We start from the raw sequence: 13,522 nt of genomic DNA on the forward strand, positions 1-13,522 counted from the left end.
GTACGATACTATCATAAAAATTACTCTAGTGAAAAATAAATTAAAATTATTTATTGGCCTCTCCCTCATTGGTTATTTCGTTTGGTACTTATTTCTTAAGCCATATGACTACAAAGTAGTTTTTAAAGCCCAAACCTATCCTGGTACCATCAACCAAAGTATTAAGCTTTGGAGCAACACCAATAACCATTCACAGTTCGTAGAACAAGAAAACTTTTTGGAACTAAACCAACAACTCCAATTTAACGATTCCCTTCACGAGTACCGGTGGAAAATCATTCCTTTAACGGATTCTAGCAGTCAGGTTACTGTATTGATCAAAGATTTAAACAACAGTCTATCTAATAGATTGAGTATTCCTTTTAGCAACACTAACTTTGAAAAAAGAACCAAAAGCACTTTGGTAGACTTTAATAAAAAGCTACACGATCATATTGAAAATTTCAAGGTAAGTATTGTAGGCATCACAGAAGACACTCCATCGACCTATACGGCCTATGTTCCCTTAGAAGGACCACAGTTTGGGAAGGCCTCGGCCATGATGAAAAACTATCCTTTTTTAAGTTCGGTACTTGTAAATCATCAAGTGAAGTTAAACGGTCAGCCGTTTATAGAGGTTTCCCATTGGGACAGAACTAAAGACAGCATTACCTATAACTTTTGTTTTCCCATTATAAAAAATGACAGCCTGCCCCAGAACGAATCTTTACATTACAAACAATTTGAGGGAGGCAAGGCTATAAAGGCCATATATAACGGTAATTATATCACTTCGGACAGAGCGTGGTATGCCTTACTTGACTATGCTAAAAAAAATAATATTGCGGTTGATGAAAACCCCATTGAGGTTTTTTACAGCAACCCCAATTATGGAGGGAACGAATTGAATTGGATGGCAGAAATTTATATGCCCTTAAAAAAATAAGATACTGAAGGGTTTCGCCTATCCTTGCCTCTTATACCATTACCGAATCTTAACAGTACAAAATGATGAAATTTATCAGTTTATTTTCAATGATCTTTTTAGTGAGCTGCTCCAATTATGGACAACTGAATTATATTGTAAAACTGCCAAAAAGTATCAAAGAAAATTCTGGGATGACCACTATTATCGATTCTACCATGTGGTTTGTAGAAGATAGCGGCAATGACAACATCCTTTACAAGGTAAATCATAAAGGGCAATTATTAAGAGAGTTGACCATAAAGAATGTAGCGAACCACGATTGGGAAGATTTGGCCAAAGACGACAAACAAAATGTATATATTGGCGATTTTGGCAACAATGACAATCTAAGAAAAAATTTAAGCATTTATAAAATCCCCAATCCCGAAACGGTATCGGGGAACGAGATAACGGCCGAAATAATATCTTTTTATTATCCTGAGCAGAAAGATTTTCCACCAAAAAAGGACGAACTATTTTTTGATGCCGAGTCGCTATTTTATTTTAAAGACCATCTTTATATCATTACCAAAAATCGCTCTCATCCTTTTAATGGAGAAGCTTTCCTTTACAGGGTTCCGGCCAAGAAAGGCCACTATGCGGCCGAATATTTAGATGTTTTTACCGCCAAGGCGGGAAAAAAGAAGGCCAATATAACCTCAGCAGATATCTCGCCCGATGGAAAAACATTGGTCTTGCTCAGCAACGGCTTTTTATGGGTCTTCACAGACTTTAAGGACGACCATTTTTTTGAAGGTCGGGTCAAGGTCATCGACCTAGGTATTCGCACTCAGTTAGAATCCGTTACTTTTACCGACAACCACAACTTGTTGTTGTCTGACGAGCGGTCTAAAAAAACTGGCGGGAATTTATATTCCTTTTCCTTACGGCAGTAATGTTTTTAACAAAACTAAGGCCCTTAATCCCAAATGCCAGTTTTTAGACTAGTGCTTTTTCTTACTTAAAAACCAAATCCGATACCGAAAGAAAACCGTGGTCCTTCTACACTATTAAACAGGGCTACCCTTGCTGTTAGCATATCGGCACCATTTAAAAAGAACCCGCCACCGTAGGCCGTATGCCATTGGTCCGAAGTATCGTTGGCCAACCATACCCTACCGTAATCGAACCCTCCATAAACCCCTAGGTTAACTGGTAAGAGTCCGGTTTTTATTTTTCTCAGCTGATAGCGGATATCTGTATTTTGATAGTAACTGGTTTTTCCCGAAAATCGTTGGTTCCTAAACCCTCTTAGGCCATCGGTGCCACCAATACTGGCGGCCTGATAAAATTCGTAATCATCTCCAATATTAAAATGAGCCTTCCATTTGGTCGCCAATACCATCCTTCCGTCTGCCACTAACTTATAATCGAAGGATAGGCTTGGAACTATATAAGCAAAATTTTGGGTATTGTTGTCTATACTGGTCTTGTACCCTACCAATAGTTCAGTAGCCATGCCCATGGTCGGGAAAGCGGCATTGTCGTAATTCTGAAAGGAATAGACAGCGTCGACCCCTAAAAAGCTATTATTACTTTCTTCACCGTTTGCCTGATAAAAAGTATTTACAAACCTATCCTCTGTTTCTTCTACCCTTAGTCTTTCCAAGGAGATTCCTGTACGGAATTTTCCGCCCAATGAACCTCTCCAAACCAAAGAGGGAGAGAAGCTCAGGTTTTGAATTCTAACCCTATTGTAATCCATTCCCAAGGCATCGTCCAAGTTTTGGGTCTCGTTGCCAATCCCAAAAAAGTTTCTGCTAAAATTAGGACTGGTAAAACGCGTCGCTAAGGCCAAGTTCCAATTTCCTATTACATTGGCAAATTCACCTGTATAGTCCAATTCAATACCACTGGTCGCAAAATAGAACGATCCGTTTACCGTGTGCTGTTGTGTAAAGGGATTTTTGCGAAAACCATTGAAGGTGTAGGTGTTTCCAAACCCTATTTTAACCCCATCATCTGGGTTATATCCTATGGTAGGTATTAACTGGTTTGTGGAATTAAGGAAATTTTTAGGCTGAAAGGTGTTTACATCATAAGTGTCGGTAAGTTTAATGCTTGCACCTTGGGTACTTTTAAAGGTGTTCTTTTTTGATTTATAATCATAGACAAGGATACCCTTATTGCTTTCAATTTTGTAGACATCATTGTTCTGACCGCCGATCAACCGAACTTTAATTCCACTGGTATTTTTCCCTTCGACCTCAAACACATCATCGTCATCCAAACCGTAGACCCAAATTTCCTTGGTGATATCGCGATCATAGCTTTTTTGAAAAATAAGATCTGCTTTTTTACCCCCCTTTATCCTGTAGGCCTTTACTTCTACTGTCTTGTTCTTCAAAAACGCCACTTCAAAAAAATCGTCCTTATCGGTACCGGTTACCACTGCAAATTTATTTAGCAAGCGATAATATTCTTCTGCAGTTTCGGGTAATTTTGCTAAGCGCGCTTGTAGTATTCTTTTTAATGCTGTTATGTTCTCATCTCTTATTTCTGTTGGAAACGCTTCAAAAGCCTTGTCCATAACCGCTTCGCTCAGCACTTTTTGCAGATAAGCAGCTTCTTTTTTCCATTCCTCAAGACTTGTTTCTTGAGGCAACACCATGTCTAACATAAAAGCTTTCGGCGAAGAATTAAAGCCTTTAACACTCCTGATTTCACTATTAAAGCCTTCCATTAGTCGCAAACCTGGAATAATCCGTGTTGCTACGTTCATAAAAGGTCCATCGCCCATAATAGAAAAGACCTGATCCCTATCTCTTGGAATGGGCTTAAAGGTTACTGTACCACTTTCCTCGTCCTTAATTTCTGCCCACCGCCATTGGTCAGAATGCCTGTCCCAATCTCCCACAGCCATGTCCAACAGCCGTGCTCGCACATAGGTAGTAGCATCTACTTTATATTTTTCGTCTTTCCTTAATTTCTCGAACAATTCGTCCGTACTCCTAACCTTATTGGCATATCCAAAACTTTTCAGTTCCCCATGGCCATCCCCTACATGCTCTTCGATCATATAAAGTTCATCGCCAAAATCGTCATTATAGCCTTTAAGAGCCGATTGTTTGGGCACATAGTACAATACAGGGTTGGTATGGTACAATCCAGCGGCATCTGACAACACATCTACTGTAAAGGGCGCGTATGGATGCGACCCCGTGTAAAAGTCCATCAAAAGGTCTTCTGTATACGTATTTTCAAACGCTCCTACGATATATTGTTCTTTAAAGGCCATGGATTGCAAATACAATTCTGCACTTTTTCGCAAGGCCCTCATTACGTATTCCTTACCATCTTTATCGGCTAAACGCAAGGATTTGGATTGATGCCCGCCTCCCTTTCGAACAGGAACTAGTCCTCCAAAAAGGGTATCTAAACGCACCGTAGGGGCCGAAACCTCGGTACCGTAATAAGAGCGATAGCGCTCTCCCCAAATGCTCTTGTGAAATTTACTTTTATCAATTTCTGACGCGGTATAAATTGAGGCCTTGACATGTGAAGGAAAAGTGTCGGCATACTGCTGCGCCCCCTCACTTGTAGTAGGGGGTAAAACTTGGGAGGTATACAGAAATTTCTTTTGTCCCTTATCATCGAGCCCATAATAATTTACTCTTGAAGATCCATCGGCATACACATCCAAAATGGCGTAGCCCATTTCTCCGGACGAAAATTTACTTCCGTTCAGCAATCTCGTTGTTCCCGAATTTGCTCCGGATCCACTAACAATTTGTGGCGTGTTTTCTTCAACAATATACTGTAGGGAATGTTCATGACCTGAGGCAAATATCACCTTATCAGAGTACTGAGCTAAAGTAACTATTCTATTTTTCAGGGAATTGTAGCGTTTATTCTGCAAATCTGTGGTAGATGCCCCTGTTGTTTTTCGCAATAAGTTTACCAGGGAACCTAAAACCGGAAAAGGGAATTTTCGCCCCATCGGATTTAAATTTTCCTTAAACGAGAATTGTCCACCGTGAGACCCATAGGTAAACATGGGGTGATGCATGGCCAGGATAGTGGTTTTTCCGCTGTTTTTTTTAATAAGACTTTCTATTTCCTCAAAAAATGCTTCCCTATCCCGAATTTCACAATCATCGTTAATGGTCGGGTGCTTATCCCAATTAACCAAATACCATTCTGTATCTATGGCAATAACAACAATATCATCGTTGATATTGATTTTCTTAATAGGACATCCATTTTCGGGAAAAAATACTTCTTCGCTTTCTAGCTTTTCCTGGATATACAATTGTTGCCGTTCCAATCCTTTTAATCCATTGCTGTACCAATCGTGATTTCCTGGAATAAAAATAGGCTGCCCCTTGTAATGGGCAAGGGCTCCCAATTGAGCATCTAGGTTATTGGCTGCCTCTGAATAGGCTTGGGGAGCCTCTTTCGGATCTGGCATTCCGGCCGGATAAATATTGTCTCCCAAAAAAATGGTCGTACTGTTTTCTGGAGCGGACTCTAATTCTACTTTCAACAATTTTAGGACCGCATTAGGTTCCCCCATAGCAGATCTTCCGGCATCCCCGATAAGAAAAAAACGATGCAACAATTCCTTGTCCTCCTGCATCTCCGATAGTTGTTCATTAGGCCCATATTTAGAGGTATAGGTTGCACAACCGGCTAACAGAAAAAAAAGAATTAGAAGGATGGAATGATTTTTCATACTTACCATTTTAGAAAAAAAAATTTGTACATTGTACGACATATAATTTTTTAAACATGTCGGATATTCTTCATAAAACCGAAAACTTTGTCATCGATTTATTGATTAAAAAGCTGAATCCCAAATATGTATACCATAATTTATGGCATACAGAACAAGTGGTTAAAAGTACTAAAGAATTATTAAGTTTTTATGATTTAGGGGAAGAAGAAAACGAGTCGATAACATTGGCTGCATGGCTTCACGACACGGGTTATACAGAAGGAAGCGAAAATCACGAGGAGAGAAGTTGTAAAATTGCCAGGGACTTTCTGGAGGAGCAAGCCTATCCAACAGCCTCGATCGATAAAGTATGTAGTTACATCCTTGCTACAAAAAGACATTACCAACCACAAAATCTTCCTGAAAAAATTATGCGCGATGCCGATTGCGCTCATTTTTCAAAGCCTAATTTCCAGGAAATATCGGAGTTATTGCGCAAAGAACTGATCGCTATTGAAGATAGGGAAATAACCCCTAAAAAATGGCGGGAACAAAATATAAAAATGTTGGCATTGGAACATGAGTACAATACGGACTATGCCATTGAAAATTGGAAAGGTGAAAAGGATAAAAATTTACAAAAATTAAAGAAGGATAAAAAGACCGAAAAAAATATAGCCAAAAAAGAACGGTTAAAGGCCAAATACAAAAGCGATGGTCCGGACAGGGGCATACAAACCTTGTATAGGGTAACCCTAAGAAACCACATTACCTTAAGTAATATCGCCGATACCAAGGCCAACATCTTGTTATCTGTCAATGCTATTATTATCTCCTTGGTCCTTGCTAATCTAATTCCCAAACTAGACAATCCCCACAATTATTATTTGGTGTACCCTACGGCCATATTTGTGACCTTTAGCGTTATTTCTATGGTATTGGCCATTGTTGCTACACGCCCCAACGTTACCCAAGGAAAGTTTACCAAAGAAGATGTAGAGCAGCGAAAGGTAAATTTATTGTTTTTTGGCAATTTTCATAAAATGAGCCTGCCCGATTTTGAATGGGCCATCAACGAATTGGTCAAGGATAAGGAATATATTTACTCGTCCCTTACGAAAGACTTATATTTCTTGGGATTAGTGCTCGACAGGAAATATAAAATTCTACGCCTGACCTATTTGATCTTTATGATAGGCATGATTTTATCTGTGATTGCCTTTGGCATTTCCTTTAAATATTTTGGCTCTTTGCGAGTTTGATAAAAACGTATCGATAGGGCAAAAAATGCAAACAAATTTTAGACTTCCATAAGGTCGGCATAATCATAGGTTTTTGAGATATTGCCTTTTTTTCTATATAAAATTTCTACTCTGATTGCTTTTAATCCAGAAACACCTTGGAGGCCTTCTAATTCTAGGAGTTCTATTTGATCGCCAAAGTATCCCTTAGATTTTAAAAATTTTATATATCGAAGGTATTCTACTTCCTCTTGCTTTTGTGAGTACACAATAGCTAGTTTGCCCGGAACCGTCAATCGTTCATTGGTGCCTTTCACAAAAGACTTGTCTATACGTTTTTTTATCACTTCATAACGGGCATTATAGGTACCATCAACATCAAAGCGTTTTTCGTCCATTCTAAACCGTATCGACAAGGAAGTATTATAAACCAATAAAAGAGATGCAACATCTAATTGTACCGGAAGTTTTGGTTTTAATTGATAAAAGGTATTTTCCATTTCGCACATCACCTGTAATTGCCATAACCTTAGATTATTTAAATGCATGGTATGGTATTCCCTATCGGTCACCATAGAATCTCCAATAAACAAGTTATGTTCTATACCATCGGTCTTGTATCTTTCAAAATAATGCGGAAACATACGCTGTGCCTGCTCTTGATGCTTGTCTATGACTTGGGCCAACCTTTTATTGATCTGTGAAACACTTTCGTCATAGTTTCGTCTATGGTCATAATAGGTAGCAGTACTTGGATCTATATTGGTCCTATACCGCACTATCAACTGTTCTAGAGCGGGGGATGCATCCTCCAAATGCTCTAAAACCGGGTGTATTTCCGTACTGATAAAATCATAAATTGTTTGTTCGCTACTGGTATATAGCGACTCCTTTATCTCTTCTAAATAATTGCTTATCTGAAATATAAGCTCTTCATAAACCGGCAGTTTATTTAAAACCCAAGCAGCGGACAATACCTTGTGTATTTCTGATAACTGAATCGTTAAATCGCGTTGAATGGCAAGGTTCCTAGATTCGGAAGAGTCCTTAATATCTATTTGTCCGTATAAGGGGTGTACCTCTTTAAAGACTATTTCCTTAAAGGATGGATTATTCCCCAAGGATTCTTCTTTTATGAAACGTTTTGCCTCGTCGTGAAACTTCCATCGAACCGCGGGATGAACCGACGTACATTCGTTCTGTATCACGGCATCAATGAGGTTTTCTTCCTCCTCCACATCTCGTAAGACCGCAGAAACGATATATTGCATTACGTCTTGCAGTTTCTCTGCATTAACGCTGTTAAGCGCATTTTTTTGTCCAGAAACAAGCTCCAACACCCCTAGGAGCGCGCCGTCTTTTGTAATAGGTGCAAAGATGGCCGACTTAATGTTTTGTTCGTACAAACTACTATAGGGCGCCTGTCCCCCGGTAATATCATTGTACTTGTCTACGTCTGAAATTATAAAATTGGAGTTTTTATAGAGCAGTTTCTTGTAAGAAGACATGCAGAGCGCCTCATTGCAGGTCTCTATATCTTTTCCGTTCAACAGAAAACTTTTCACTCCCTTGATATAGCTTTTTTCAAATTGATTTTCCGATGGATTGTACACCACAAACCCAATCTGAATATCTGGTAGACCGAAAAGAGATTTAAAGGTATCCTCTATTTCTTCGATAAAATTAGCTTCCCCTGTTTTAGTGTTGACAATTAGTTTGGATTTAATTTCGGATATAGAATGTTCCGCGGTAACATCGAACATATTAGAGATTATAAACCCTTTACATTTAAAACTATTAGGTGGTATCTTTTGTTTCCAAAGCGATACATCGTCTATGTTCTCCAAGAGCTCATCCACATCCTCTTCGGATATTTTCAAGGGTTTCCCATTGGGGGTGATTTCTATAAAATCGGCATTGTACAAAATACGGTAATGCCTCATGATGCCATTGGCATCGGGAATATCATAAAAAAACGGTCTTCTAAAGTCTAACTTAAACCCGTAATAAACATTTAGGATGACCACACAAGACATAATATAGCTCACCTCTTCCCCTTGGTTCCTAATAACGGGAACAAAGTTAGGTCCTGCATTCTCGAGTATTTTTTTAAAACGCTGACTGCGATTAAAGATAATATTGCTATACGGTAGGGAGGCCGTTTTTATTTCGTTCTCCCCCAATAGATCGCTAAAAATATCTTGTAGTATAAGGCTTATGAGGTCCTTGTGCTTATCTAGCAAGGATACATCGGAAAACCCCTCCCGTAGTTCCGGAAATGGTTCTTGGGCTTTCAGAATGTGCTTGGCCTTGGTGGCTATAAATTCTACGTCACTTTTGGCCATTTCATCATAGCGCTCTAACAATTTATTAAAGCTTATATGATACTCTAGTGGTAAAATTTTATCCATATTTATATTCTTGGAAGTATTAGTCCCTTATGCAGGTGTAAAATTACAAAAAGAAACCTAAAACTTAGAGGTAAGAAGCGCTCTATAATCAACTGATTTTTAGGATATTTATACCAAACATCTACTATGACATCGTACACCCGACTTTCTAGAGCTTACCTAAACGCTAAGGTTGTGCCCTTTGATGACACCTCTAAGATCGTACTTTTCAGTGATTGTCATAGAGGAGACAATAGCTTTTCGGACGAATTTGCCAATAATAGGAATATATATTTCCATGCCTTAAAACATTATTTTAATGAAGGCTTCACCTACTGTGAATTGGGAGACGGCGACGAGCTTTGGGAAAATATCAATTTTGAGACCATTTTTAAGGCCCATAAAAATGTGTACATGCTTTTAAGGAAGTACTATATACATCAGCGGCTTCAGCTTATTTGGGGCAACCACGATATGGTGTACAAAGACCCTTCCTATGTTAAACAACATCTTTCTTCTTATTTTGAGCCAATTGAAAATTGCCAGAAGGACCTTTTCCCTGGAATAAAGTACCACGAGGCTATTGTTTTAAAACATAGCACCACCGAACAAGAATTGTTTTTGACCCATGGTCACCAGGCAGATTGGTGGAATTATACCCTATGGCGCTGGGGCCGTTTTTTTGTTCGGGTGCTTTGGAAGCCCTTACAACTTTGGGGTATTGCCGATCCTACGAGTCCGGCCAAAAACTATAAGGAACTCATAAAGATTGAAAGACGAATAAAAGAGTGGATCGTAGCCGAAAATGACCGCATCACCATTGCAGGGCATACCCATAGACCACGTTTTCCAGCACCTGGGGCCATACCTTTTTTTAATACCGGGAGTTGCGTACACCCTCGCAGCATAACGGGTCTAGAAATACAAGAAGGCACCATTTCCCTTATTAAATGGGAAATAGCCACCAAGGAAGATGGCACCCTACAAATTGTACGAGTGCTCTTAGAAGGTCCAAAAAGTTTAAGCGAATACGCCAAAAATAAGTTTAAATCTTAAGGAAATTCTTTTAGACAACCATTGCAGGGCCGGAACCATCAGTGTACTCGAGTTTTTTTGCGTTAGGGAGCGCGGCGGCATCCCCGCAGCAAGGCAAGGGATATAGCCAAGAGCCCGACCGACGAAGGAGGGAACGCCCAAAGCATTCACCAATTTATTGTTTGTAGCCAATAAAAAATCCTTAGAGAACAATTCTACGTCCTAAACATTTTGACCAAACCTCATAGCCTACGAAGCTTGTCTTATTGCAGCCTAAAGGTTATGGGAATGGTATACGGCACCTTTACCGGCCTTCCCCTTTGGCGTCCGGGACTCATCTGTGGCAAGAGTGAAATAATCCTATCGGCCTCTTTCTCCAATAATTTATTAGGGCCTCTAGTCCTTAAGTTTCCAATATTTCCCTTATCATCTATGATAAATTGCACGTACACCTTCCCCTGAATCCCCATTTCTACGGCCACTTCTGGATAGGAGAAATTCTTTTGAACGTGTTCTTGGATTTTTTTCTGGAAACATTCTTTTTGCTCCTCATTGCTTTTGCCCTTACAGCCCGGAAAAACGGGTACATCTTCAATAACGGCAAAGGGTACTTCTGGCACTTCCTCCTCCTCTTCTACCAAGATAATTTCCTCGGCTTTTAAGGGGGGCTTTTCCACGACGGTTTCCTGACTTACTTCGGTACTTTTAATAATGGTTTCTTCTATTTCGGCTATATCCTCTACCACTTCAATAATGGCCGGAGCAGCGGGAGGTGGTGGTGGAGGGGGCGTATTCAGTGCCTCGGTCACCGGAGCTTCTTCCGCCAAATAATCTGCCACCGCTATGGTTTGTATATAGGTCTTTTCTTTGGGATAACTTTTATATTCCAAGGCTCTCCAGACCAAAAGCAATACAACGGCAAGTCCGATCACAAAAAAAAGACCACTTTTTTTGTTTAAATCTACTTTTGGATTTTTTTTAATTTCCATGACATTGCATTTTACCTATGAATTTATTAGGTATCAACATCATTTCATATGATTTAAATCAGTACAAAAAGTAGTTTTCTTTAACAAACAAGACAACCACCAACCCAATATGAATCGACACCTAGGAAGCGCCAACCCTAAAAATAAGCTGGTAGGTTACTGCCGTATTATTGGTTGCTTATGACCCCGTCTCCCTTTATTTTCAGGGTTCTTATTTTTTCTTTTTAGTATTCTTTTTGGGCTCCGAAGTTTTGTCTTTTTTGTTTTTAGGCACCATTTCTTCGGGAAATGGAAAAAGGATGGTAGAATTCTTTTCTGCCGCTATATTGGATAAGGTTTGATACAATCTTAATTTAATGGCAGAGGGCGATTGGTCTATCAGTTTCCCCGCTTCCAGTAATTTTTGGGCTGCCTGCTCCTCGGCCAGTGCCAAGATAATCCTTGCCCTTCTAGATCGTTCCGCTTCGGCCTGATTGGCCATCATCCGCCTCATGTTTTCGGGCAATTGGATATCTTTAATTTTAACGTCTATGATTTCTATCCCCCATACCTCGGTTTCCTGCTCTACTATAGCCTTGATATTTTTGCCCATTTCTTCTCGTTTAGACAAAATAGTATCGAGTTCTACCTTCCCACAAACATCCCTAAGAGCCGCTTGTGACAATTGCGTTATGGCAAACCTATATTCTTCTACTTCCAAAACTGCCTTTTCCGGATCGTTGATTTTAAAAAATACCACCCCATCAATACTACAGGGCACATTGTCTTCGGTCATCACTTCCTGAGAGACAATATTAATAGTGATCACTCGAATATCGACCACCTGTATGGTCTCTACTATGGGAATAATCCATTTGAACCCAGGCCCTAGGGTGCTTACATATTTCCCGAACCGGAATTTCAAAGCCCTTTTGTATTCGAAAATAATACGTATCCCGGCCAATAAAAACAAAAAAATAATGATGCCAAATAACATTGGAGGTGCCATAAATGTGGTTTTAAAGTATGGGAGCCAACGAGCTCCAAAAATCAAATGATAAAGCCTTTTAAGATCGACTTTTAATTACTTCCCAATGAAAGTGAATTGGGACTTTGACAACAAAAAATGAAGGAAAGGTATCTTTCATTTTTCGGTATACGGCGCTATTAAAGTTACGAAAATTCTAGCATGCACAAAAACATCATTTCCCTAATAAACTTGGATAAACCGCAACCTTATTCCTACGAACTACCATCCCGGTACTATTATGATAAAACCTCAGCAGAATTTATTAACTTTTATAGCCTAAGATATAGACGATGAAAAGCTGGTTTCCTCTTTTTGAGCACATTGTTGCTTTTCAATGTCGAGGGCACTTCCCAAGACCTGGGAGGTGGCCATGAACAATGGGAGTATATTTTAGAGGATACCGGCGATGTGTTATAGGTTGTCCCCCCTGTTTCGGCCAGACTAAGATGCCCTTTTTATGTACTGCGCTATTTTATTTTTAGTTACCGTTCTGTATAATTTGTTTTTAACAACAATTTAGTTTACCTATGGCAGGGTATTTGATATTTTTGTTATTCCTAGCTATATTTAACAGGTTATATGAGAGTTGTCTATTTGTTTGTTATTCTATGTTTGGTATCCTTCTCGGGATTGGCCCAAACCGACTTACCCACTACCCAACCCCTTAAAATTGAAGGAGACCGCGGTGTCAAAGAAAACCCTAATCAAGGTACGGCCTTAAAACTGCCGGCCATCATAGATTTAAAGCCTACTACCAACCTCAGGGATTCGTTAACTGCACGACAAATTAATATGCTTCCGACCCGGAATTTGGTTCAGGCAGGACACGATTTAAAGCTAGACCCCAAAATCCGTGAAAAAGAAAAAGAAGGCTCTAAAACTTTTTTTGGCGATATGTATTTGGGCGACATCAAGAGCAACGGAAAATTTGTTGGGATCCTTTGTCGTGACCATGAATATGTAGATGGAGACCGCGTAAGAATATTGCTAAACGATGTGGTCGTAGAACCTAATATATTTCTAACAGCTGCTTTTAAAGGCTTAAACCTAGACCTAAAAAAGGGATTTAACCGCATCGATTTTGAGGCATTGAACCAAGGAACATCGGGACCCAATACGGCCCAGGTAGATGTGTATGACGACCAAGGAAAATTAATCCATTCCAATATGTGGAATTTATCAACCGGCTCTAAGGCTACCATTATTGTCATAAAAGAATAATCACAAAAAACGCTTTAAAAGTCACCCTACTACT

Annotated in this window: 9 protein-coding genes; 5 read left to right on the top strand and 4 right to left on the bottom strand. The window is 39.5% G+C overall.

Annotation, left to right across the window (positions count from 1 at the left end; genetic code table 11):
* Window positions 1-28: 28 nt before the first annotated feature.
* Window positions 29-925: a GyrI-like domain-containing protein gene (locus tag HCG49_RS18725; RefSeq protein WP_317167455.1), complete on the top strand. Its 897-nt coding sequence runs from the start codon at window positions 29-31 to the stop codon at window positions 923-925.
* Window positions 926-987: 62 nt separating this feature from the next.
* Window positions 988-1,842 carry a hypothetical protein gene (locus HCG49_RS06065; protein WP_168468647.1) on the top strand — a complete coding sequence of 285 codons (855 nt, stop codon included), beginning with the start codon at window positions 988-990 and terminating at the stop codon, window positions 1,840-1,842.
* 65 nt (window positions 1,843-1,907) lie between these two features.
* On the opposite strand, the gene HCG49_RS06070 is transcribed toward HCG49_RS06065, so the two are convergent.
* Entirely contained in the window at window positions 1,908-5,621 is a 3,714-nt protein-coding gene (locus tag HCG49_RS06070; RefSeq protein ID WP_168468648.1) for a metallophosphoesterase, read from the bottom strand.
* Window positions 5,622-5,677: 56 nt separating this feature from the next.
* On the opposite strand from HCG49_RS06070, the gene HCG49_RS06075 reads away from it, so the two are divergent.
* Window positions 5,678-6,865 (top strand): Pycsar system effector family protein, encoded by a 1,188-nt coding sequence (locus HCG49_RS06075; RefSeq protein WP_168468649.1) that lies wholly within the window; start codon window positions 5,678-5,680, stop codon window positions 6,863-6,865.
* 38 nt (window positions 6,866-6,903) lie between these two features.
* Here HCG49_RS06075 and HCG49_RS06080 read toward each other — a convergent pair whose 3' ends face one another.
* Complete coding sequence (locus HCG49_RS06080) at window positions 6,904-9,255, bottom strand: GAF domain-containing protein (RefSeq protein WP_168468650.1); 2,352 nt, start codon at window positions 9,253-9,255, stop codon at window positions 6,904-6,906.
* Window positions 9,256-9,381: 126 nt separating this feature from the next.
* Here HCG49_RS06080 and HCG49_RS06085 point away from each other — a divergent pair, with 126 nt between their 5' ends.
* On the top strand, window positions 9,382-10,290 hold the full coding sequence (locus HCG49_RS06085) for a metallophosphoesterase family protein (RefSeq protein ID WP_168468651.1): 909 nt from the start codon (window positions 9,382-9,384) through the stop codon (window positions 10,288-10,290).
* Between the two features lie 242 nt (window positions 10,291-10,532).
* Here the strand turns inward: HCG49_RS06085 and HCG49_RS06090 are convergent, their stop codons facing one another.
* Window positions 10,533-11,258: an energy transducer TonB gene (locus HCG49_RS06090; RefSeq protein WP_168468652.1), complete on the bottom strand. Its 726-nt coding sequence runs from the start codon at window positions 11,256-11,258 to the stop codon at window positions 10,533-10,535.
* A 211-nt stretch (window positions 11,259-11,469) separates the two neighbouring features.
* Window positions 11,470-12,246 (bottom strand): slipin family protein, encoded by a 777-nt coding sequence (locus HCG49_RS06095; RefSeq protein ID WP_168468653.1) that lies wholly within the window; start codon window positions 12,244-12,246, stop codon window positions 11,470-11,472.
* A 600-nt stretch (window positions 12,247-12,846) separates the two neighbouring features.
* Between HCG49_RS06095 and HCG49_RS06100 the strand changes: the two genes are divergently transcribed.
* Entirely contained in the window at window positions 12,847-13,488 is a 642-nt protein-coding gene (locus tag HCG49_RS06100; protein ID WP_168468654.1) for a hypothetical protein, read from the top strand.
* The last annotated feature ends 34 nt before the right edge of the window (window positions 13,489-13,522 follow it).

It is taken from the genome of Arenibacter sp. 6A1 (assembly GCF_012272855.1).
Taxonomy (GTDB): domain Bacteria; phylum Bacteroidota; class Bacteroidia; order Flavobacteriales; family Flavobacteriaceae; genus Arenibacter.